The organism is Ketobacter sp. MCCC 1A13808, assembly GCF_009746715.1.
Taxonomy (GTDB): domain Bacteria; phylum Pseudomonadota; class Gammaproteobacteria; order Pseudomonadales; family Ketobacteraceae; genus Ketobacter.
The window spans coordinates 299,884-322,711 of record NZ_VRKW01000004.1 but is presented as its reverse complement, the minus strand read 5'-3'; the positions used below and the strand labels follow the sequence as shown (position 1 = coordinate 322,711).

Genomic DNA, 22,828 nt, shown 5'->3' with positions numbered 1-22,828 from the left:
TGCGCGGCGAACCACTTTGACGGATGTCAGACCTTGCGATTTATTGCATAGTATTATGCTTTATAAAGCGGGGCGACCAGTATGTTTCTTGCCTCTTCGCTGGAGACGGGCTCCTGAAATAAATAGCCTTGCATATTGTTGCAACCCAGTTTGCTCAGATAGTCCCGTTGCTTTTCCGTTTCAACGCCTTCTGCTACCAGGTTCAGATTAAGGCCGGTCGCCATCGCGCTGATAGCGTTGACAATGCAGGCGTCCCCCGAGTTGAATTCTTCACCGATATGCTTAAGAAAAGAAGGGTCTAGCTTGATGGTGTTAATGGGGAGTAGGTGCAGATTGCTCAAGGAAGAGAAGCCGGTACCGAAATCGTCAACGGCGATCGAGAAACCCAATCGACTCAATCGTTTTAGTTTGGCTTTGATCATGGAATGGTCTCGGAGAAGTAACTGCTCCGTGATTTCAAGTTCGATCTGGTTCGGAGAAACATTATGAGCTTTCACTGCGCTCATTAGACAGTGCTCAAAATCCTCGTGCTCTACTTGTTGCGGGGAGAAGTTAATTGCAATTTTTAACACCGGGTTGGCCCATTCCTCCAGGTCAGCACACACTTGATTAACCACCCATATTCCCATATCGATAATAATTCCGGTTTCTTGCGCAATCTCAAGAAATTCTCCGGGCTTGACGACGCCCTTGGTCGGGTGCTGCCAACGCAGATAGGCTTCCAGTGCATATACATGCTGTGTTTCGATATTAATAATAGGTTGATATTCCAGGTACAACTCATTCTGTTCCAGGCAACTACGCAAATCCCGCTCAATGGTAAAGCTGTTGGTGTAGGACTGATTCATGCGTTCTGTAAAAAACTGAAAGCCGTTTTTGCCGCGTGATTTGGTATGAAACATAGCAATGTCGGCATTTTGTATCAGCAGATCGATTTGTTCTCCATGATCCGGGTACACTGAAATTCCGGTTGAACAGGACACAAACAACTCCTGAGACTCGATATGGAAAGGCTGTTGCAGTTCGCTTATGATTTTTCGGGCGATGATCTGGGCATCGTTCTGGCTCTTCAGGTTCGGTAATAATAACGTAAATTCATCGCCACCAAATCGGGAAAGCGTGTCTCCTTCGCGCAGACATTCGCTGATACGGCGGGCTACGGATTGTAATAATTGATCGCCAATGTTGTGGCCCAGGGTGTCGTTAATGAATTTGAAACGATCCAGATCGAGAAACATAACAGCGACTTTCGAACTGCTGCGTTTGGCATGCGAAATAGCAAGGGAGAGCCGGTCCCGAAACAGCGACCGGTTTGGTAACCCGGTTAGCAAATCATGATAAGCCTGGAATCGCATAAGTGATTCCGCTTGCTTGCGATCCGTGATATCCCTGGCAATGCCATAGGTTCCTTTGAATTCCGCATTGCCGCTCTTTATGCAAGTCTCATAAATCCCAACCGCATTGATTTCAAAGGGCATCGATAGTGAGGTGGATTTGCCATCACTCCTCATACTGAGTCGTTTGCGTAGACGGATTTCTTTGCGCTGATTCTTGCGTTGCTCAGCGCGGCGCTCATTAAAGACATAGGGATGTTGCCTATGCTCCTCATCGCTCATGAGTTCACTAAAGTGTTGGCCAACGATGTCTTGCTTGCTGATGTTGAGGAGGGTTTCGACCTGATCATTGACAAAAGTGATGTACCCTTTTTCATTCAGTACATAGATCAAATCGGGAGAATAGTTCACCATAAATTCGCGCATGGACTCTGCCTGCTTGATGCGTTGTTCTATGGTGTCATATTCGTGTTGCAGCCTGCGTTGCTCCAATGCTTTCTGAATACAACTGACTAACTCTCTGTCCAGGTTGGGTTTGCGTAAGAAGTAAAACGCGTTCCGCTTAAGGGCATCGGTTACGAGGGCGGATCTGTAATTTTTACTGAGCACAATGACAGGGATTTTATCGCGCTGTTCCTGTAAAAACTGCATTATCTCCTGACCTGTTTCATCCGGATTCACCAGATCCATAATGACGAGGTCAAAGTTAGACTTTTTTAGTTGTTCAAGCGCCTCCCTCGTATTGTTTGAACTGATTGTTCGATAGCCCTTATCAATAATTTCGGTTTGCAGGCTTTCTAACAAGTCGCTTTTCTCATCAACCAAAAGTAAATGGTGGGAATAACCATTGCTGCGAATGTGCGTCATTATTACGCCGAGTCCTTGTTTTCAATGGGTTGGGCAAATATTGGAAAAACATCTGGCAGACTCTCCGTAATCTGAAACCTGGGTGCGCTGTATTGATATTTGGGATTCGATCGGTATGCGCAATTTGGTTTCAACTCCCTTGCCGATGCAGGTTGAGTATATAACATTTGCTAAGTGGATAAGGCAGTATATCCACAGGGGTGAATAATGAACAATTGCGATTAGAAACAAATTTTGCGTTTTTTATTTCGTTTTGGAATATAGCAATCTGGGGTCGGTAATATAAATGAAATCAAAAGGGAGTAAAAAATGATGTGTAAAACGCCTTTGTGCCAAGTAAATCAAGAACTTAGCTAAAAAAAGGTTTGCCTGGAATTGACTTTATGTTCTACAGTATTAATAAATTAAAGCAGAAAAAAGAACGGGCGGGAACCCTTGTTCCATAAGAATCCGGAAGAAACTATAACTGGGATACACCAAGGATTCGCCATAAACATCAACAGGTTCATTCACAGACCAGAGGAGCACCGACGACAGCAGGTTCACGAAGCAAATTTAGCGCGCTGTTTGGCAGCAGGAATTTACAATATATGTCTTCTTGAGGAATGCTAATGAGTGTAAAAGCTGAAAGTACCAAGAAAGCTTACGTTATTGATACCAATGTCCTGATACACGATCCGAACTCCATTCTTAATTTCGATGAACATCTTGTAATAATTCCCATGACCGTGCTTGAGGAGTTGGACAAGCTCAAAAACGGCAACAAGTCGTTAGCTGCGGATTGCCGTTCAGCAATCCGTCTGATTGACAGTATTATCACCGATAGTCCCACTGAACGGTTGCAGCAGGGCGTGCCTATTCCGCGTCACAATGGCACCAGTCATAGTGGCAAATTGGCTATTATGATGAATAGAAGCGGTGAACCCCCCGAAGCCTGCCTGCCTAACGACAACAACGATAATAAAATTATCAACAGAGTCGTGCAGATGCAGATGGAAAACCCCGAGGTAAAACACACCTTGGTGACCAAGGATATTAATATGCGCCTTAAGGCGCGCGGTTGCTGCATACACGCCGAGGATTACCACAACGATCAGCTAATTTCCGATGTTAAACAACTTTCCACCGGATACCACGATTTTAATGGTTCCTTTTGGGACCGGGTATCCCATGTGGATACGATTCAGCAAGGCAACGGCACTTACCACTCGCTTGCCCGCGAAATATTCGAAGGGCCCTTGTTTGTTAATCAATACATTTTAGATGAACAGGACTTTCTGGCGCGTATCGAGGAAGTTACTGATGAGCATGTTTTGATTAAACATGTGCCTCGTGAGTCGGTAATGAATCAGTCCGCTTGGGGCCTGCAGCCACGTAATATTTATCAGGCAATGGCGTTACATGCATTACTCGATACGGATATTCATCTTGTTAACCTGACTGGGCCGGCAGGCTCGGGAAAGACCATTCTGGCGCTGGCTGCTGCCATCGAGATGACGGTGGCACACAAGCTTTACAACAAGATTATAGTAACCCGCTCGACACCACCTCTGGCAGAAGATCAAGGTTTTCTTCCGGGCACAGAAGAGGAAAAAATGGACCCCTGGCTGGGTGCCATCACTGATAACATCGAAGCGCTGCATATTCAGGACGAGAGCCCTCAAGGGAGTATCGAATACGTTAAATCAAAGGCAAATATCCAGTTCAAAGCGTTGAACTATATTCGAGGGCGCAGCTTTCAGCGTAGTTTGATTTTAATTGATGAATCACAGAACCTGACCCCGCATCAAATGAAGGCCATTATTACCCGAGCAGGCGAGGGCAGTAAGGTGGTGTGTCTGGGTAATTTGGCGCAGATCGACACGCCTTATCTGAGTCCCATTAGTTCGGGTTTGACCTATATGGCGGAGCGCTTTAAAGGATTTAAACATTCTACCAGTATCCGTCTGAACGGTATTCCCAGATCCTTGCTGGCGGAGTACGCTGAAGCGAATCTTTAAAACGCCCGTAGCGGATTTTAACTATTTATAATTGAGTACATACCTGGTTCGGGCCGTTACACTTGGTTAGTGTCGGCCCGAAATTTTTTGTAGTCTTATCGATACGGCACAACAACCGGATTAGGGGAACACCTTGCATCATTTTTTCGCATATATCTCAAAGCTAAAATATATCCTGCGTTGGGGGTTGAAGCGAAATGTAGAAAACGAAAATGTTAAAGAACACAGTTTTGATGTTGCGACCATCGCTCACGCACTGGCCTTGATCCGTAATCGTTATTACGGAGGCGCGCTGAACCCCTCTGACATTGCGGTAATGGCGCTTTACCATGATGTTTCGGAAGTGTTGACTGGCGATTTGCCCGGGCCGATCAAGTACTTTAACCCCTCGATTGCGGTCGCTTATAAAGCGGTTGAAAAAGCAGCTAAATCCAAGTTGTTGACGATGTTGCCCGATGAGTTGCAGGCGGATTACCGGCCTTTTATATGTGACGATGAATTACCCCTTGATACCCGTAGATTGTTGAAGGCCGCTGACGTGCTTTCGGCCTACATAAAGTGCATTCAGGAAGTGGAATCGCATAATCACGAATTTCAGGTTGCCAAGCAGCGTATTGAGGGGATGTTGGAAGAATATAATATGCCGGAGGTGGCGTATTTTATCGAGAAGTTTTTGCCGAGTTACAAGTTAACATTGGACGAGTTGGGGTAGGGAGGCGGCGTTAATCCAGAATCAAACGGTCGGTCACTAAGCCGAAAAAGCCTTCGATTCCTTCACAGCTATAATACCAGCCCAGGTGACTATTGCACTGTTTGCAAAAGCTGTATTGCCATGCGAAACCCTGGAACCAGGAAAAGTAATCGGTAACGGCGCCGGCCAACACGCAGCCTTCTGCAATCTGGTAGGTTTGGATATCGAAACCGGCTCCGGCAGGATTTACAAAAAAATGGTTGGTTTCTCCCAGAATCGGAATCAGGAACTCATTTTTGGTAATAAGCGCGCTACATGCCCGGCACCGTACCACTGACTTTTCCGGATTAATTTCATCTTCGGAACCCACTTTCGTTTGCAAAGAGGTAAGCCATTGTTCAATGGGAGTTGGGGCATTGTGGTCAAGACAATCCATCGTTCTACCTTGCTAAGCCTCGAATTGCTAAGTGTAGACTGACAGTAGACTGGATACAAAGAGCCCTCCGAGGAGGGCTAAAGACAGGAGAGAAATCTGGGTGGTTCAGGCAAAATGGTTCAGGCAATCAATTTGGACTTCAGGTCGCGGGCTTTAACTTGGACGTCATGCAGTTGTGTGGAGACGTTTTCGCGAACCCCAAGTAGGCGCGGCTTAAGTTCTTGCCGGTATGTCTTTTCAGCCTGTTGCTTTGCGTAGGCCGAAATCATGGTCGTGTTCCAGTTAATCCGGAAGCGGTTGTCGTAGGTAGCAACATTCAGGTTTCTCAGGAAATCACGAACGGTCGGATTGGCTTTTCTAAGCTCTGCTAACAGTTCACTCAGTTCAATTTTTTGACCGTCAGTCTCAACGCCAAGTTCTTTCAGGATACGCTGACCTTCGCTTTTGGCCACGTCCAGTCCTTTGTTCAGTTCGGTCTGCAGTTTATCGCTTTGTTTTTTAAGAAGATCTAATTGATCTTTAACTTTATCTTGAATCATGGTGTAACCTCGGGCGTATCAAGCTGTTCTGTGTAGTTGAACAATGTTTCAGTAACGGGCCGAGGATAGGCCTCAGAATTAGAATGTTCTAACTAATTTCCGCCTAGGTCTATTAGCGCTTTATCTTTGTGCTGTATGCGTTTTGGCTAGTGTGAAAGCTCTGCCCACAAATCATGCTCATCGGCCTGAAATATCTTTGCCCTAACTAAATCGCCGGGTAACAGCTCTGTTTCGCCATTCAGGAAAACCAGTCCGTCTATTTCAGGTGCATCCGATTGCGTGCGTCCGATTGCGCCTTCTCCGTCAACTTCATCGATTATAACCTCCAGCGTTTTACCGATTTTTGCCTGTAAACGTTTCGAAGAGATTTTGGCCTGGACTTCCATGAAGCGTTCGAATCGTTCTTGTTTAAGTTGCTCCGGAACCGGGTCAGGCAAATCGTTCGCTTTGGCGCCTTCCACCGCGGAATACTGAAAGCAACCGACCCGATCGAGTTGGGCTTGCTCGATAAAATTTAATAGAACATCGAAATCCTGATCGGTTTCTCCCGGAAATCCCACAATGAAGGTACTACGAAGGGTGAGGTCGGGGCACAGGTCCCGCCACTTATGGATGCGCTCAAGTGTGTTTTCGGCATGGGCAGGACGTTTCATTGCTTTTAATACGCCAGGGCTGCCGTGTTGGAACGGGATATCCAGGTAAGGCAGTAGCTTGCCCTCGGTCATTAATGGAATGATTTTATCCACGTGAGGGTAGGGGTACACATAGTGCAAGCGAACCCATACTCCCAAGCTTGATAGCGCTTCGCACAGGGCCTGCATGTTGGATTTTAGCGGGCGACCCTGCCAGAATCCGGTCCGGTACTTGATGTCAATACCATAAGCGCTGGTGTCTTGGGAAATGACCAATAATTCCTGAACCCCGGCTTCCACCAAGCGTTGCGCTTCTTCCATCACATCGCCCACTGGCCGGCTTACCAGGTCACCACGCAAAGACGGGATGATACAAAATGTACAGCGATGATTGCAGCCTTCGGAAATTTTCAGATAGGCGTAGTGGCGGGGAGTTAACTTGATGCCCTGGGGTGGCACCAGATCTGTGAAGGGGTCATGAGTATTGAGGGCGGGCACGTGTTTATGCACGGCACTGACGACTTCTTCGTAGGCCTGGGGACCGGTTACGCTGAGCACGCTGGGGTGTACTGATGTTATCTGCTCGGCCTCGCCTCCCATACAGCCGGTCACGATCACCTTGCCATTTTCTTGCAGGGCTTCGCCGATGGTTTCCAGCGATTCACGCTTGGCGTCGTCTATAAACCCGCAAGTGTTCACCACCACAATGTCAGCTTGGTCGTAGCTGGGTACGATGTCGTATCCATCTGTTTTGAGTTGCGTCAGAATACGCTCAGAGTCCACCAGCGCTTTCGGACAGCCCAAGGATATAAATCCAACTTTTTTGCGGCCAGTATCCATAACTACCTGTAAATGTTATCAATTGTGAAGGCTGCGTGTGGTCTGTCGTTGTGTAGGAAAGGAACCGGGCAGGCCTGATGACGATAAAATCGCCGTAGTTTGGTAGCATCCGAAGAGGTTGTCAATTGGCTTGTGGTTCAGAATGGCTCGAAAAAAAATTGTTGACGAATTAGAAGCGGCTTCGTAAAATTCGCGCCCTCTTAATGCGGGAATAGCTCAGTGGTAGAGCACAACCTTGCCAAGGTTGGGGTCGGGAGTTCGAACCTCCTTTCCCGCTCCAGATTTTTGATGGGCTGCGATTGCTCTTCGCTTCTGCGAATTTTTGCAGCCCAATATCTCTATACTCCCTCCTGCTTACGACATCTCTGTCAGTAACTCATCAGCCTGTGATAGGTAAACAACATTGTTATGTCTCGCGTTCGTGGTATTGCAATATTATACCATCCCCGATGATGGACGCTATTGCGCCTCCAGCACGACCGTGCAAAGCGTCAATTAAATAGGGATAGGTTATTCAGAAAGAGGGGCAATGTCCTCACCATACGATTAATTCCCATAAGCCGCTCGAGCCCGATTCAGAATGCTGCAAAGATCGGCTGCGGCCTCTACTGCGCGAGGAGATGAGCGGGTGTAAATATCCTGGTCTACCAGATACATTTGCCCTGATCGGATGGCCTGTATTGTGGTCCATCGTTCCCATTTTTGTTTCCAGCCCTTGAGTGAACGACCCCCGTGATGTCCGCCGCTGAGCATCACCTGCGGATCGCGGGTGACGACAGACTCTATGCTGACAGTAGGCGAGGGTTCGTTAAGATCGGCAAATATATTCTCGCCACCACAGATGGTAAGTAAGTCGGAAAAAAAATGCTGGTTACCAAGAGTGTACAGAGGATCTTCCCATGCTTCGTAAAAAACCCGTATCCGGGGTTTTTTACTGTTTTTTTCTATGAGTTGATCGCGTTGTTTTTCAAACTTCTGGGCGGCCCTGGTTGCGATTTTCGTGGTGCCGGTCAGCTTGCCCATTTGGCGGATATTGTTGGCAATGCTGGCTAAATCCTTCGGCTCACTTAAATAGACCGGGATTCTCAGTGTTTTTAGCATTTCCAGTGTTTCACTGCTGTTTCCATTACGCCAGGCAATTATCAAATCTGGGTTGAGTGATAGTATTTTCTCAAAATTAACCTGATTATATCCGCCTATCAACGGGATGGCTTTCGCAGCGGCGGGATAGTCGCTGTAGTTTACGGTACCCACCAGACGATCGCCTGAACCTGCCGCAAATAGAATTTCTGTGATGTGGGGTGCCAGGGACACAATGCGGCGGGCTGCTTGTTCAAGGCTTACTTGCTGTCCGGCGTCGTCTGTTATTTTAATCGTAACTACATCGTCCCTGGCTGCTGATGCTGCACTAGCAGACAGGAGAATAGCGGCGAGCAAGAAGATTGAGTTCAAGCTGACTTTTGATCTAGTACACTTACTGACTCTCATTGCCTGCCTTACTTTTCCCCAGAAATTTTTGTAAGTGAATCATCATGGATGGCAGAAATAGAAAATCGAATATAAGAGCAATCAGTATGGTCGACGCGACCATGATGCCTAAGGTTGCGTTGACGTTGAAATCAGACAGTGCCAGCATACCAAAGCCCAGTGTCAGTACGATAGTCGTCGTTACTAATGCTGCTCCAACATGTTCAAACGCGTAATGAATTGACTTGTTTATGTTGCCGTTACTGACTTCCATGCCTCTTAGGTATTTCGACATAAAATGCACGGTGTCGTCTACTACTATGCCCAGTGTGACCCCAAAAACCACAGCGACGGCCAGATTGACTTCACCCACCAAAAAACCCCAGATTCCCAGCATAATCGCTGCTGGAAAGGCGTTCGGGATGATACTGAGAACTCCTAATTTCCAAGACCCCAACGATATAATCAAGATGGCCGAGATTATAAGAGTTGCGATGATGGTGCCTTCCAGCATGCTGTCTATGTTTCTTTGGCCGATGGACGAGAACATGATAGAAGGACTGGCACCCACGGTTTTTAGCTCTGGCGCATTATTTTCAAACCAGCTTTGAGCATTTCGCTCTAATCCAAGAATTTCTTTTGCTTTAACGCCTTTTATGCTCACGGTGACGCGTAGCATGGATTTGTTCAGATCGATTTGGTTATTCAGATCCATACCAAAGGGCAGTGACATTTCATAAAGTAATTGATATTGGGAAGCTAATTCTTTGGAATCCGGCAGATGATAAAATTCTTTTTTATCGTCATGCATGTTTCTATTTAATCGTTTTAGCGTGTCTGTAAAGGTAAATACGTGCGTTACATGGGGTTGCTGACGATACCAGTTCACGAACTCATCGACTTTTCTAAGGAATTGAGGGTCGCTGATACCGTTTGGTGTTCCTGAGTCCAGGGCGTATTCAATAATATTCACACCATTTAAATTGGCTTCGGTGAAATCAGCCGCCTGTCTTACTTCCAGATTCTTGGAGAAATACCCGAAATTATCGTCGTTCAATTCATTTTGTCCGATAAATGCAATGCAAATTATTGATACCGTCAAGCTACCGTAAAATAACTTTTTTGGATGCCGGATCGTGAAGTCAGCCAATCCGGAAAAGACTTTGGTACGCTCAGTATCGATATTGGGGGCTTTTTTCGTTAACCACATCATCAGTTGTGGCATCACGGTCAATGACAACAAAAATGCGGCGATGACTCCGATAGCAGAGACAACACCTAGTTCACGAAACGGCGGTGACTCGCTGGATAACATGCTCAGAAAACCAATCGCTGTGGTCAGGCTTGTGAGGAAAACCGGTTTGATATTGACATCCAAACTTTGTATTAATGCGTCTTCTTTGCTTAGACCTCGACGCAGGCCCATCAGAAAATGCGAAAGAATGTGAATGCAATCTGCGACTGCCAGGGTCAGGATAACGATCGGTGCCGCAGAATTTATGTTATTGATCGGCATATCCATCCAGCCCATGATACAGACCGATGTCACGACGCTGAGTATAATAATAACCAATACAATAGTAATGCTCGATGGTGATCTCAACAGCAAGCCTACTAATATCAAAATGACCACCAGCATAATTGGGACCAGGGTTTCCGAGTCTTTTTGCGACATTTCATTGAATGCATTATTCAATGGCGCCATGCCCGTGATCATGGTTTTCATATCCGGGTGCTGTTGTACAAACTCATCCCGGATGGTTCTTACATATTCGATTACTTCCGGTATCGCGACAGTCTGGTCTTCAGGTAACGCTAATTGAATGTTAATGGCGGATACGTGCCCGGATGGGGATATCAAGCGGTGAACTAGCAACGGCTCATTGATGGCGATGTCTTTACGCAATGCTATTTCTTCGTCACTCATGTTGAGCGCGTCGGAAACCAGGTCTTCCACTAAAAGCTCATCGCCGTCCACAAAAGTATTTTGGAAATTAGTGAGTGAATCAACACGCTGGGAATACGGTGTCAGCCATGCATCCCGGGTTAATGACTCGATTGCATCCAGATGTTCCCGGCTAAATATTTCACCGTCACCGGGATTCAGGATCAACAGAACATTGTCACTGGAACTGAAGGATTGCTGTATTCGTTCGTTTTCCAGCATTTGCGGATTGGTTTTTTCGAAGAATATTTTATAGTCTGATTTAACCGTCAGATTCAGCGCGCCATAGCAACTTACTCCGATCAAAACCAGGCTTATTAAAAACAGCATTAATCTATTTTTAACTAGCCAAACGGCGATAGGGGAATGCATATATCAATCCTTACGAGGCTGGGTTCAAAAACGCTAATATATTGTTATAGGTTAGGTCGTAGTCGTGATTCCGGCTCAGTGGTGCCCATCCATAGCCATCCAGCAGGCAGCCTATCTGGGATCTGATGAGCTGGTCTGTATCGGATGATTGGAGACTTCTTACTGTTGGATCTGTTCTGTCCAATGTCAGCATGCCAAAGGTCATTGCCCACAATCCAAAACAAATATCGTCCTGTTTCATATTATCCGGCAAGCAGAGGTCGTCCTTTTCTATTGCTTGAGAAATAAGGTTTTTAAGTAGATCAATTATCTGTTGCTCCAGCTCATCAAGCTGTTGCATGCGCAAAGGTGAAGCCTTGTCTCGGATATTATCCGTTCTGCAGGATATCAGTAGATCAAATTCTTCCGGAAACTGTAGAGTAAATTGTTTATAGCTCATGGCGAGACAGAGTATTCGCTCGCGGCATGTTCCCGGGAAGGTGGTCGAGAATTCAAATTGGTTTAATAAGTGTTCAAGCCCGTCCAGACATAGGCCGCACAGTATGTCTTCTTTACAGGAAAAATGTTTGTAGACCGTACCTTTTGCGTATTCCGTGAGCTCAGCTATCTTATCCATGGTGAGGTTAGAAACGCTCTCGCGTCTAATGATGTCACGGGCGGCATTTACGAATTTTTGTTCCCGCTGCCGGAATTCTCTTTGACGGCGACTTTGAGTGTTCATTGCATCCTCCGTCATTATGTGACGATCCGTCATATTTAGCTCGGCTTTGTCCTAATGTCAATCATAGTTTCTGGTAAACTACCGTTTCGCTAAAGTAGTCATGGGAGCCAGCCCGTGGAAGATACGGAAGTATTACGCCATCTACATCCTGAATTGATCCCATCCTTAAGCCTGTTACCAACGGATAAGCCGGTAACACTGTTAACTCGTCATTCCATACGTGAGCAGCCCGGCAATGGTTTCGCCGGGTATGACATCCCCCTAACGCCTGAGGGCGTTGAATTAGCGAAGCAGTGGGGCCGCAATATCACCCGTCCCATTGCCGGTATCTATTCCAGCCCAGTAGACCGTTGTGTAAAAACAGCAGAAGCGATGGCGCAAGGAGCGGGGGTTGAGTTGCCCGTCCACACCGATTCAACCTTGGTGGAGCCAGGTAGCTACGTTCAGGATCTGCCGGTGGCGGGGCCCTATTTCATGAAGCTGGGTCCGTTGGCTTTCGCAAAAAAGCACTTACGTAACGAGGTGCGTGGTGTGCTTTCGCCGGGGGAGGGCGCTCAGCGCTTGCTTGAGCACCTGCGGCTTGCGCAAGGTCCGGACGGATCTATTTCACTGCACGTGACCCACGATACCATTCTGGCGTCCTTTATTTACTATCTGCGTCGGGAATCCGAATTGGATGAAGAGCACTGGCCTTGGATGATGGAGGGGGCGTTTTTATGGTTCCAAGATAGTAGTGTGAATTGGATCTGGCGCGGAGAACACGGAATATACGAGCTGTCCGTTTAGCCTCTGGAACCGCGCTGGTCATCCAGTATAATGCTTCCTCTTTGTTCGATAGCTGGTAATTTGATGACGACCGCACTTTCTGTAAAAGATCTCTGTAAAACCTATTCCGGTGGTTTCCAGGCACTTAAGGGAATCAGCTTTGATGTACAACCTGGCGATTTTATGGCTATGCTCGGCCCTAACGGTGCGGGTAAGTCCACCACCATCGGTATTATCACCTCATTAGTGAATAAGACGTCCGGCAGCGTCAGCATCTATGGCTGCGATGTGGATGTTGACTTTTTCGCTGCCAAGATGCACATCGGCGTCGTGCCTCAGGAGTTTAATTTTAATCAATTCGAAAAAGTGGGCGACATTGTCCGAACTCAGGCAGGTTACTACGGCCTGGATAAACGCACTGCTGCGGAGCGGGCTGAGAAATATCTCAAATTACTGGACCTCTGGGAAAAACGCGATGAAAGTGCGCGTATGTTATCCGGTGGTATGAAGCGGCGTTTGATGATAGCACGGGCGTTAGTGCATGAGCCGAAGCTGTTAATTCTGGATGAGCCGACAGCCGGTGTCGATATCGAATTACGGCGTTCCATGTGGGGGTTTCTGGAACAACTGAATGCATCGGGCACCACCATTATTCTGACCACCCATTATCTTGAAGAAGCAGAGCATCTGTGCCGCACTATAGCAATCATCGATCAGGGTCAGATTATTCACCAAGGGAGTATGAAGAAATTTCTGGCGGGTTTGGACAAGGAAACGTTTATTCTGGATCTGGAGCGGGATATTACCGACGTACCAAAAATTGAAGCGGTGTCGGTAGGATTAATTGATTCCCATACGCTGCAAGTGGAAGTGTCGAAACAGGAACCGTTGAATAAAGTATTTAGTGAGTTAACCAGTCTGGGTATTAATGTGGTGAGTATGCGTAATAAAGCCAATCGATTGGAAGAGCTATTTGTTTCCCTGGTTGAGAGTAAGCGCTGAAATGAATATACAGCAACAATATAACGCCTTCAGCACAATAGTGACCAAAGAAGTACGTCGTTTTACGCGAATCTGGGTACAAACATTAATCCCCCCTGCAATTACTATCGCACTGTATTTTGTAATCTTCGGACAACTGATCGGCAGTCGTATCGGGACTATAGGTGGCCATTCCTACATGGAATACATCGTACCTGGATTAATCATGATGTCCGTAATCACCAATTCGTACTCGAATGTAGTGTCGTCCTTTTTCAGCACCAAATTTCAGCGCAGTGTTGAGGAAATGCTGGTATCGCCCATGCCTAATTATGTGGTTATTGGCGGTTTTGTGGTGGGTGGCGTCGCACGGGGTATGGCCGTTGGTGTGATCGTAACCGGGCTTTCGTTGTTTTTTACCGACCTGCATATGCATAGCTTTGGGGTTACCGTCAGCATCGTAATTCTAACTGCAATTGTGTTCTCTTTGGGTGGTTTTATAAATGCGGTTTACGCCAATTCATTTGATGATGTGTCGATAGTGCCCACCTTTGTTTTAACCCCGTTAACCTATTTGGGTGGCGTGTTTTACTCCATCAGTATGTTGCCGCCATTCTGGGAGGCAGTATCCCACTTCAATCCTATCGTATACATGGTTAATGGTTTTCGCTATGGCATTCTGGGCACAACCGATGTTCGCTTGGCCTTCGCCTATGGCATGATAACGGTCTTTATCGTGGGTTTGTACACCTGGGCTCACTGGTTATTAAAACACGGCACGGGGATTCGTTCCTGATGATTGAGCATGGCCCTCTGGGGCAAAAGAGTGAGCATCCCCAGCAATATAATCCCGGGGTGTTGTTTGCTATTCCGCGTCGACTCGGGCGACTGGAGATCGGAATAGGATCAGAGCTGCCATTTAAGGGCGCTGATATTTGGAACGCGTATGAGGTGTCCTGGCTGACTCCTAAAGGTAAGCCGGTGGTTGCCGTGATGGAAATGAAGGTACCCGCGGATTCAAGCCATATTGTTGAATCAAAATCGCTCAAGCTCTATCTCGGGTCCTTTAATCAAACGGGTTTCTCGGGTTTTGCTGACGTGGAACAATGTATTGTTAAGGATGTGTCTGAGGTGGTGGGCGCCCCGGTTCAGGTTACTTTGTTGCCGCTAACGGCGGCACACTCTTTCACAATTGAGTCTATGCCGGGACGTTGCGTAGACGAACTCGATATTGTTGCAGATGAGTACAGCGTCAACGCGCGGCTTTTACGGGTGAATCCGGATGAAAATGTAAATGAACAGCTGCATAGCCATCTGTTGCGTTCTTGCTGTCCTGTTACCGGCCAGCCAGACTGGGGAAGTGTGCTGATAGGGTATCAGGGAAATAAGATAGACGAAGCATCCTTGCTGCGGTATTTGGTCTCGTTCCGGAACAATCAGGAGTTTCATGAGCAATGCGTAGAACGTATCTATCTGGATATTATGCAGCAATGTTCGCCTAGGGCATTGTCGGTTTACGCACGCTACACCCGGCGGGGGGGAATTGATATTAATCCGTTTCGTTCTAGTGAAGAAGTCGATACCCGGAATCTAAGATTGGTTCGCCAGTGACGTCTTGTGAGCGTTTTATTCAGGAGAGGGGCCCGAATGCGAACCCGGACACCATCCATATGGCAAACAGGATGCTCCAGAAAATCAGAAACATCACAGAATAGGGAAGCATCAGGGAAACGATTGTACCGACACCCAGATCCTTGTCGTATCTTTGCATAAACGCGACAACAACCCCGAAGTAAGGCATCAGCGGCGTAATAATGTTGGTGCTGCTGTCTCCTACTCTGTAAGCCGCCTGGACCTGTTCAGGTGCGATTCCTAATAATAAGAACATAGGGATAAATATCGGCGCGAGTAAGGACCATTTTGCTGAAGCACTGCCTATTAACAGATTAATAAAGGCAGACATCAGGATGAAAATGGATAGTAACAGTACCGGAGACAGTGCCAGGTTTTGCAACCAGTTCGCGCCGGTGATCGCCAAAATCAAACCGATGTTGGACCACGCGAAATAGTTGATGAATTGAGCTGCGAAGAACATCAATACCAGGTAGCTTGCCATCGTGGCCATGGTCGCTTCCATATCTTCTATGACACTGCCTTTGCGATGATAACGTCCCGTCGCTACGCCAAAAACAATGCCGCTCAACGCGGCAATCAGGGAAATTAAACTGACAATGCCGCTGACAAAGGGGGAGCGCGCGATGGAGTGAGTCTCCGGATCCCTGAGTAGCCCGCTATCAGGCACCAAGCCCAGAATGATCAATGCCACGCACACCATGAACATGATGCCGGCCTGCCGCAATCCACGTCGCTCCAGCAGCGTGACTTTATTGTCAACCGGTGCTTCCGTTGGTGCCCAGGAAGGCAGCGCGGGCAGAGTGACTTTTTCTGTGATCCACGTGCCTGCGATCGTGATGAAGACAGTAGACGCAATAATAAAGTAATAGTTTGATAGCACGCTGATTTCGATGGAAGAATCCACAAGTTGTGCTGCTTCGGTAGAGATGCCCGCCAACACCGCATCAATGGGGCCGACTAGAAGGTTTGCGCTGTATCCGCCGGATACACCGGCGAAGGCAGCAGCCATACCAGCCAAAGGGTGTTTTCCTGCACTGGCGAAGATGATACCCGCCAATGGAATTAGAACGACATAACCCGCGTCCGCAGCCAGGCTGCTCATGACCCCTGCAAATACAACCGTAGCCGACAGCAGCTTTCCTTTGGCATTACCGACGATCCGTTTAAGTAAAGCCGCTAGCAGTCCGGATTTTTCTGCGATTCCCAACCCGAGCATAGCTATTAATACGGTGCCTACGGGTGCAAATTGAGTGAAATTGGTGACTGTACTTTCGAGTATACGATGCAGACCTTGCTGGCTGATCAGGTTGGTGACGATGATTGTTTGGTTGAGCGTAGGGTGTTGTGCGCTAATGCCGAGAAAAGACAGCAGCCAGGATAACGCTAATACAAACAAAGAAAAGTAGATAAAAAGTGCGGTGGGATGGGGAAGGCGATTGCCGGCCAGTTCGATTCGGTTCAGAAGACGAAGGTGCCAGGAATCATCAGCCATATACGATCAGACAATCAGTTTATTACGGATGCGTTTGGCGGCTTCTTCCAGCGCTTCCACCACATTGTCTTTTTCATAATTGCGGATTTTATCTATATCGACAAACATAGTGAACCCATCCAGCTCGCATTCCAGAAAGCTTTGGGTCGCTCCGAGTTCTTTACGGTGGTCGACCACTTCATATATAGGAACCGTTTTGGAAAACCCTTTTACGCTAATCTGACCGCGGTCGCGACACATGATGACGTCCCGAACGGAATTATAGGTCGATTCAGCAATGAGAATCTCGCTGGGTTGAGCCACGGATTCCAGTCGGCTGGCGAGGTTCACCTCACGCCCGATGATGGTGTAGTCCATTCGGCTTTCAGCCCCAAAGTTCCCCACCGTGCAATAACCGGTGTTAATGCCCATGCGGACCTGCAACGGCTTGCTGATGCCTTCTTTTAACCATTGTTGGCGCAGTAACTTCATCTTTTTGCGCATTTCCAGGGCCATGAGGACACAGGCGGCAGCGTCCTGTTTGTGGCCTCGGGAAGACGGGTCTCCAAAGAAGATCAAAATGGCGTCGCCCACGAATTTGTCGATGGTGCCGCCGTATTTTAAGGCGATGCGGGACATTTCGGTGAAATAGCTATTGAGCAGGTCGGTAAGCGCTTCTGGCTGAAGTTCTTCTGATATTTCGGCAAAGCCCTTGATATCGGAGAAAAATACAGTCAGTTTTTTTCGTTGGGTTTCCAGTTTTGCATCGGTTTGTCCGGAGAAAATCGATCCCCACACCTGAGGTGGCAAATATTTGGAGAGTTTACGTGATAGCTTGGCTGCTTCGCGCTGGCGGTTTTTAAGTTCTCCCTGAAAGGCCATCAACGTTCGCGCCTGTTTAAAAGAAAAATAACCCAGCGCGGTAGAAAAAAGCGTGGTTCCCAGCATAGCCACCGCCAGTGTAATCATGTTGGGCGGTAGACTGGTCGCTTCGGGTGCGCCAAATAGCAAAAGCCCTGCAATCATCCCGAGTACCATTGTACACATACAGACCATCCAGCCGAAAACACCACCAATGGCTATAGTGCCTGCGCTGACGATAAAAAACATAAACAAAGACAGAGTGGGATTGAATTGAAACAACGCCATTGCACCACCGCACATGGCGGTATCAATGACGATCAGAATAGAATTAACCCTGTTTTCCTGGCTGTGTCGCCAGTGGCTAGTAAACAAATGCGAAAGCGTGGGGTAGACCAATGCAATAATGGGTGCCCACCACAAGGATTTACTTAGATCATCCACCCAGATTGCGGCAAAAAGAACGACAGCGCTGATGACATAAGCAAATAGCCTTAGATATTGAGGCGGAAATTCTTTGTTAATCAGCTGCTGCTGAGTCAAGTCTAAGGACAGGTTACCGGACATTCGCGTTTATCCTAACCATAAATAGAAACCTAATTATTATTAATTATATCAAAAGCTTTTAAAGTATATTTCAAGAAAAATAGACAGCCAAACACAAAGTGTAAGCTGATGTGGTATCAGTAACAACTTCCTTTTTAACCACAGTGTTTTATTTGTGGTTCGAGGCCGTTTTAACCAAGCTTAGCTGAACCACATCATCGTTGTTGATTCCGGCTGCTGGATAAAGTGTAGTAAGAAAATCCCTGGTGGGCGTGCTTTCGGGAATATAGCGCAATATCATTTGCACGGCTTCTTGAAGTCCGATGCGATGCCCCGGAGAAACCAGTATTGGATCGAGTCCATCCAGGACTCTGACCAGGGCAGAATATTGGCCCTGGTTGGTGACGGGAAGGTAGTTGCCTCGTTCCCGGCCCAGCAGGTTGGATTCCGCGTTCGGTTTTGCGGAGCATATACCGATCGTTGGTAAATTAGTCAGAAGGCCGACGTGGGAAGCCACTCCGAAGCTGCGATGGCTGGTAATGCCTCGTCCATCGCAGACGAATAGATCGGGAACCCGGTTTAATTTGTCCAAAGCCCCCAGGATGGCGGGTACTTTTCGGAACGACTGTAAACCCGGCCGAGAGGGAAAGTGGCTGGACTTGATCGCCACTTTACGCTCAAGCAGCTGCATAGAAGGCAATGACTGAACTTTGATGGTCGCTTGCACGGTACAGTGATGGTTTAATTCGGTAGTCGATTCCAGTTGAATCCGGCCGATCAATTTGGGGGAGGGGCAGGCACCCTCAGTGATGATCCAGGCATGTAAATTTTTCTGGATCGCTTTTGCGCTTTCCAGTGAAAGACTCCATTCATGCAACTTGTGAGTTTTCATGCCTTTATGCCTTATCATTCCAGAAAAGCGGTAGCTGAAGTATCCGTAATTTCCTAAAAAAACAATGTGAATTAGTCGACACTTTGAGTTAATGGGTGATCAAATAATGATCTATCGTTTTAATTCTAGACCAGGTTCGGCGCCCATGACGGGGAAGTTTTAGAGTAGAATGTCGCCACCGGGGATGCGACAATCCGTGAGTACTTCCTGTGCTCCCATTGTCTTAGCTCTGTCTGCACCTAAATCATTTGATATCAAAGAGTTAGTATGTCTGAAATACTCAACACCATCATGTATCGGGTTTCCAGTCCACGTTTGTCGGCACCGGCACCGGAAAAACAGGAGCTGGACATTTTTTTTCGCTGTGCGGTCCGCGCGCCGGATCACGGCCGAATCCGACCCTGGCGTTTCGTCGTGTTGCAAGGGCGTGCCCTGGAAGACTTAGGGGCGGCGTTTGAAGCCGCTCAGCCAGAAGCAGATGAGGCGCAGAAGTTGCGCCTTCGGGCAATGCCACTGCGTGCGCCTATGATCATCGTTACCATTGCCAAGCTGGATCCGGAGCATAAGAAAGTACCGGTTTGGGAGCAGCAGGTGGCGGCCGGTATCGCTACTCAGCACATCCAGCTCGCGGCGAAAGAGCTTGGTTATGGTTCCATGTGGCGAACCGGACCAATGACGGAATCGGCTCCGGTTAAGGCGTTCTTCGATTTGCAGTCGGGCGAGCAAATTGTTGCCTTTCTTTATGTAGGTCGAGTCGATGGCGAGCCGCGTGAGGCTGACTTTCAGAGCTTGGATGAAATTGTGGAATATAGAGACTGATGATGATTTCCATTGAAATCTGTCGGTAAAACCTTTATCTTACGCGCCTCTTGACGTGAGGGTCTCGACCTTTACGGCTTGAATCAGGAGAAGTGTCCGAGCGGTTGAAGGAGCACGCCTGGAAAGTGTGTATACGTTTATAGCGTATCAAGGGTTCGAATCCCTTCTTCTCCGCCAGATCTTTTAAAAAAGCCCCGTCACGACGGGGCTTTTTTAATGCCCGATGACACGGTCCAATTTAGGCGAATTCGTTGGCGGGTTCGTGATCCAGCATCATATCCCTTACTATCTGCAAACGCTGGCTTTTCGAAGCATGAATTTCATCGAATAAGAACAAGTGCAACATGCGTTGTACTTTGCGGCAATTTTCTCCGGTCAGGCGTTCACGGTAAACGCGTTTGTCCCATGCGAACCGATCAATGTAGACAATTTGAAACGCCATGGCCTGGCTGCGGAATTGAAAACCGAAATGGCGTTTCTTTTCGTTTTTGTCCAACTCCAGCAAAATGTGAAGTTTGTTTATAATGTCGAATGGCTTGCATTGGTTGTTACTCAGCCAATTCCTCATATCAGTTGATAGCAGTACTTGCTCCATGTCGGCCGTGCGGCTCATGGACTTCAGAAATTCCACATCATGTTTTCGTGACAGACGATAAGCCAGGCGATAATCCACTACGGGCTGGCAGGCAATAGGTTGTTTCATCGTATCCCCCTGAAGACACAATTTGCTTCAATGGCATAACACTATCCCAGCTTTTTCCTTCATGTCTGTTACGATTTGTAATTGATCCGGTTTGCTGGGAAATCTGGCTTAATATTTGTTCACGGCGCACCGTTTCTGACGCCCAATGCACTTGAACAGGCCATTTTTTAACAGCATACTCCAGCCACACTGACCATTATTAGGGTAGACACTATGGGGATCGATCTGAAGCGCGCAAGTGACGTTGGAAGCTCCGTTATGGCTTCCACTTTCCGGGGATGGCGAGGGGCGATGGCAAGCCGTAAGGTGCAGCAGCCCGAGCAGCTTCTTGAATTGTATGACCGGGAGGGGTGTGCTCATTGTCGTTTCGTGCGAGAAGCATTAACGGAGCTCAATCTGGATGTGCGTATTGTGCCGGTTCCCTTGGGGGGCCAGCGCAATCTGCCTGCATTGAAGCGCATTTCGGGTCGGGACAGAGTGCCTTTTTTATATGACCCCAATAAAAGCGCAAAGATTGAAGGCAGTGACGCGATCATCGCGTATTTATTCAATACTTATGCAGGACGTGAGGGGCCAAAGAAATTACGAGCGACCAAGTTTAATGTTTTCAAATCCCGCCTCGCAACCGTGATACGGGGAGCACGGGGATTGGAGGCAAAGCCATCTGTCGGATCTCAGCAAGATCTCACACTTTACAGTTTTGAGGCCAGCCCCTATTCACGTCCGGTTCGTGAACGACTTTGCGAACTTGAGCTACCGTATAAATTGATTAACATCGGTAAACAGCAGCGAGCGGATATAGGGCCTTCCAATTTTCGTTTGCATTTTGGTGAATATAAACCGATACCCAATACCAAGCGTTCTGCTTTTATGAACGAACATGGTAATGTGCAGGTGCCTTATCTGATTGATCCGAATACCCAGCGGGATTTATTTGAATCCGCAGACATCCTTCGTTATCTGAGCACTACCTATCAAGTCGGAGGAGCGTCACGATAATTAATACCCCCCCGGAAGCGTCGCCCGATTCACACAACCAACGCCCTCAACCGGTAAAGCGCGTTCAATTGCATCGTACGCTAACTCAGGATGTGCATAATATTTGCGACTACATTGCGAGTGAAACCGGTTTGTCTAAAGGCCGTATAAAACACGCAATGAATTGTGGTGCGCTACAGGTAAAAAAAGGCAAAGGAAAAATTCAACGTTTGCGTCGATCCAGCTCAGGTTTGGCTTCCGGCAGTCAGATCTGGTTGTATTATGATGAGACAGTGTTGGCGCTTGCGCCGGCGAAACCTTCGCTGATTAAAGATTTTAATCGTTATAGCATCTGGTTTAAGCCACCGGGCTTATTGTCCCAAGGAAGCCAGTGGGGTGACCATTGCAGTTTGATCCGTCAGATCGAATTGAATTTTAATGGCCAGCGAAAAGTATTTTTGATCCACCGGCTAGACCAGGCTGCGTGTGGGCTGGTGATGCTGGCGCATCAGAAAACGACCGCAGCGAAGCTGAGTAGAATGTTTGTTGAAAGGGCAGTCGAAAAAGTATATCACGTCAGGGTAGAAGGCCTAATACGTCCCGACGAGGGCGTTATTGATAAACCTATAGATGGAAAATCCGCTATCACCCGTTACCGGAAACTGCATGAACCTGTTAATTCGACCCGGGATGCTGAAACGACGCTGCTAGAGGTCACGATTGAAACTGGGCGCAAGCATCAGATTAGACGCCACTTGTCTTCTTTGGGGCATGCGGTGGTGGGGGATGCCCTATACGGGGTCAAAAGCAAAAACGGTTTGCATCTTGCTGCAACAAAACTGGATTATAAATGTCCTGAGCAAGGGCGTGATATCTGCGTCCAGTTGAGCGAAGCCGATATCGAGCCCTATTGGATGTAAATAGCATTGACGAGAAAGTGTGCGGAGTTATAATCGGAATGATACGCTACCGTCCTGTGGCGATAGCGTGACAATCTGTATTTCACGTACAGTTAACATCAGTAGTAATGTCCAATTTGGTGGCAGAAATACGGTTCCAGGTTAGTTGAAAAAGTCAGGTAATGGATATGTCAAACCCCTCTCTCGGTAAAGTAAAGTGGTTCAATGAATCTAAAGGTTTTGGTTTTATTGAACAGGATAATGGTCCAGATGTTTTCGTCCACTTCAGTGCAATTTCCGGTTCCGGTTTCAGAACGTTAGCGGAAGGCCAGCGGGTGCAGTTTACTGTTACCCAGGGTCAGAAAGGTCCGCAAGCAGAAAACGTTCAGATTGCAGAGTAATAAAAAAGGGTGAAGCCAAGGCTTCACCCTTTT

21 protein-coding genes and 2 tRNA genes are annotated in these 22,828 nt (G+C 47.5%); 12 read left to right on the top strand and 11 right to left on the bottom strand.

What is annotated here, in order from left to right:
• Nucleotides 1–53: 53 nt before the first annotated feature.
• Entirely contained in the window at nt 54–2,201 is a 2,148-nt protein-coding gene (locus FT643_RS10750; RefSeq protein WP_156871389.1) for an EAL domain-containing protein, read from the bottom strand.
• A 611-nt stretch (nt 2,202–2,812) separates the two neighbouring features.
• Between FT643_RS10750 and FT643_RS10745 the strand changes: the two genes are divergently transcribed.
• On the top strand, nt 2,813–4,201 hold the full coding sequence (locus tag FT643_RS10745; protein ID WP_198043482.1) for a PhoH family protein: 1,389 nt from the start codon (nt 2,813–2,815) through the stop codon (nt 4,199–4,201).
• Between the two features lie 133 nt (nt 4,202–4,334).
• Nucleotides 4,335–4,913: a 5'-deoxynucleotidase gene (yfbR, locus tag FT643_RS10740; RefSeq protein WP_156871387.1), complete on the top strand. Its 579-nt coding sequence runs from the start codon at nt 4,335–4,337 to the stop codon at nt 4,911–4,913.
• A gap of 10 nt (nt 4,914–4,923) precedes the next feature.
• Here the strand turns inward: yfbR and FT643_RS10735 are convergent, their stop codons facing one another.
• From FT643_RS10735 to rimO, 3 genes are all read right to left on the bottom strand, one after another.
• Nucleotides 4,924–5,328, bottom strand: a complete 405-nt coding sequence (locus FT643_RS10735; protein WP_156871386.1) for a cereblon family protein — start codon at nt 5,326–5,328, stop codon at nt 4,924–4,926.
• Nucleotides 5,329–5,447: 119 nt separating this feature from the next.
• The gene (locus FT643_RS10730; protein WP_156871385.1) at nt 5,448–5,867 is read right to left on the bottom strand and encodes a hypothetical protein; all 420 of its coding nucleotides are present in this window, start codon (nt 5,865–5,867) and stop codon (nt 5,448–5,450) included.
• A 146-nt stretch (nt 5,868–6,013) separates the two neighbouring features.
• A complete protein-coding gene (gene rimO, locus FT643_RS10725) occupies nt 6,014–7,339 on the bottom strand; it encodes a 30S ribosomal protein S12 methylthiotransferase RimO (protein ID WP_156871384.1) in 1,326 nt (441 codons plus the stop codon).
• Nucleotides 7,340–7,544: 205 nt separating this feature from the next.
• Between rimO and FT643_RS10720 the strand changes: the two genes are divergently transcribed.
• A tRNA-Gly gene (locus FT643_RS10720) sits at nt 7,545–7,619 on the top strand.
• 266 nt (nt 7,620–7,885) lie between these two features.
• On the opposite strand, the gene FT643_RS10715 is transcribed toward FT643_RS10720, so the two are convergent.
• Genes FT643_RS10715 through FT643_RS10705 form a run of 3 tightly spaced genes read right to left on the bottom strand, consistent with a single transcriptional unit; the run spans nt 7,886 to nt 11,844 of the window.
• Nucleotides 7,886–8,827, bottom strand: coding sequence for a cobalamin-binding protein (locus FT643_RS10715; RefSeq protein ID WP_156871383.1), 942 nt, complete (start codon nt 8,825–8,827; stop codon nt 7,886–7,888).
• The gene (locus FT643_RS10710) at nt 8,814–11,123 is read right to left on the bottom strand and encodes an efflux RND transporter permease subunit (RefSeq protein WP_156871382.1); all 2,310 of its coding nucleotides are present in this window, start codon (nt 11,121–11,123) and stop codon (nt 8,814–8,816) included. Before FT643_RS10710 ends, FT643_RS10715 begins: the two co-directional genes overlap by 14 nt.
• A gap of 10 nt (nt 11,124–11,133) precedes the next feature.
• The gene (locus FT643_RS10705) at nt 11,134–11,844 is read right to left on the bottom strand and encodes a TetR/AcrR family transcriptional regulator (RefSeq protein ID WP_198043481.1); all 711 of its coding nucleotides are present in this window, start codon (nt 11,842–11,844) and stop codon (nt 11,134–11,136) included.
• 114 nt (nt 11,845–11,958) lie between these two features.
• Between FT643_RS10705 and FT643_RS10700 the strand changes: the two genes are divergently transcribed.
• The 4 genes from FT643_RS10700 (at nt 11,959) to queF (ending at nt 15,201) form a co-directional block, all read left to right on the top strand.
• On the top strand, nt 11,959–12,630 hold the full coding sequence (locus FT643_RS10700) for a histidine phosphatase family protein (RefSeq protein WP_317622000.1): 672 nt from the start codon (nt 11,959–11,961) through the stop codon (nt 12,628–12,630).
• Nucleotides 12,631–12,693: 63 nt separating this feature from the next.
• The gene (locus tag FT643_RS10695) at nt 12,694–13,611 is read left to right on the top strand and encodes an ABC transporter ATP-binding protein (RefSeq protein WP_156871380.1); all 918 of its coding nucleotides are present in this window, start codon (nt 12,694–12,696) and stop codon (nt 13,609–13,611) included.
• 1 nt (nt 13,612) lies between these two features.
• Nucleotides 13,613–14,386: an ABC transporter permease gene (locus FT643_RS10690; protein ID WP_156871379.1), complete on the top strand. Its 774-nt coding sequence runs from the start codon at nt 13,613–13,615 to the stop codon at nt 14,384–14,386.
• Nucleotides 14,386–15,201 carry an NADPH-dependent 7-cyano-7-deazaguanine reductase QueF gene (queF, locus tag FT643_RS10685; RefSeq protein WP_156871378.1) on the top strand — a complete coding sequence of 272 codons (816 nt, stop codon included), beginning with the start codon at nt 14,386–14,388 and terminating at the stop codon, nt 15,199–15,201. The genes FT643_RS10690 and queF overlap by 1 nt, the downstream gene beginning before the upstream one ends.
• Nucleotides 15,202–15,220: 19 nt before the next feature.
• Here queF and FT643_RS10680 read toward each other — a convergent pair whose 3' ends face one another.
• The 3 genes from FT643_RS10680 to FT643_RS10670 form a co-directional block, all read right to left on the bottom strand.
• On the bottom strand, nt 15,221–16,717 hold the full coding sequence (locus tag FT643_RS10680; RefSeq protein ID WP_156871377.1) for an AbgT family transporter: 1,497 nt from the start codon (nt 16,715–16,717) through the stop codon (nt 15,221–15,223).
• A gap of 6 nt (nt 16,718–16,723) precedes the next feature.
• Nucleotides 16,724–18,124 carry an adenylate/guanylate cyclase domain-containing protein gene (locus FT643_RS10675; protein ID WP_156871376.1) on the bottom strand — a complete coding sequence of 467 codons (1,401 nt, stop codon included), beginning with the start codon at nt 18,122–18,124 and terminating at the stop codon, nt 16,724–16,726.
• 148 nt (nt 18,125–18,272) lie between these two features.
• Entirely contained in the window at nt 18,273–18,995 is a 723-nt protein-coding gene (locus FT643_RS10670; protein ID WP_198043480.1) for an endonuclease V, read from the bottom strand.
• A gap of 267 nt (nt 18,996–19,262) precedes the next feature.
• Here FT643_RS10670 and FT643_RS10665 point away from each other — a divergent pair, with 267 nt between their 5' ends.
• Both FT643_RS10665 and FT643_RS10660 read left to right on the top strand, forming a co-directional pair.
• Nucleotides 19,263–19,814 (top strand): nitroreductase family protein, encoded by a 552-nt coding sequence (locus tag FT643_RS10665; protein WP_156871374.1) that lies wholly within the window; start codon nt 19,263–19,265, stop codon nt 19,812–19,814.
• An 86-nt stretch (nt 19,815–19,900) separates the two neighbouring features.
• A tRNA-Ser gene (locus FT643_RS10660) sits at nt 19,901–19,991 on the top strand.
• Between the two features lie 61 nt (nt 19,992–20,052).
• On the opposite strand, the gene FT643_RS10655 is transcribed toward FT643_RS10660, so the two are convergent.
• The gene (locus FT643_RS10655; protein WP_156871373.1) at nt 20,053–20,517 is read right to left on the bottom strand and encodes a hypothetical protein; all 465 of its coding nucleotides are present in this window, start codon (nt 20,515–20,517) and stop codon (nt 20,053–20,055) included.
• A 291-nt stretch (nt 20,518–20,808) separates the two neighbouring features.
• Between FT643_RS10655 and FT643_RS10650 the strand changes: the two genes are divergently transcribed.
• The 3 genes from FT643_RS10650 (at nt 20,809) to FT643_RS10640 (ending at nt 22,795) form a co-directional block, all read left to right on the top strand.
• A complete protein-coding gene (locus tag FT643_RS10650; protein ID WP_232340079.1) occupies nt 20,809–21,516 on the top strand; it encodes a glutathione S-transferase N-terminal domain-containing protein in 708 nt (235 codons plus the stop codon).
• Between the two features lie 68 nt (nt 21,517–21,584).
• Nucleotides 21,585–22,415 (top strand): RluA family pseudouridine synthase, encoded by an 831-nt coding sequence (locus FT643_RS10645; protein ID WP_198043479.1) that lies wholly within the window; start codon nt 21,585–21,587, stop codon nt 22,413–22,415.
• A 167-nt stretch (nt 22,416–22,582) separates the two neighbouring features.
• Nucleotides 22,583–22,795 carry a cold-shock protein gene (locus FT643_RS10640; RefSeq protein ID WP_156871371.1) on the top strand — a complete coding sequence of 71 codons (213 nt, stop codon included), beginning with the start codon at nt 22,583–22,585 and terminating at the stop codon, nt 22,793–22,795.
• The last annotated feature ends 33 nt before the right edge of the window (nt 22,796–22,828 follow it).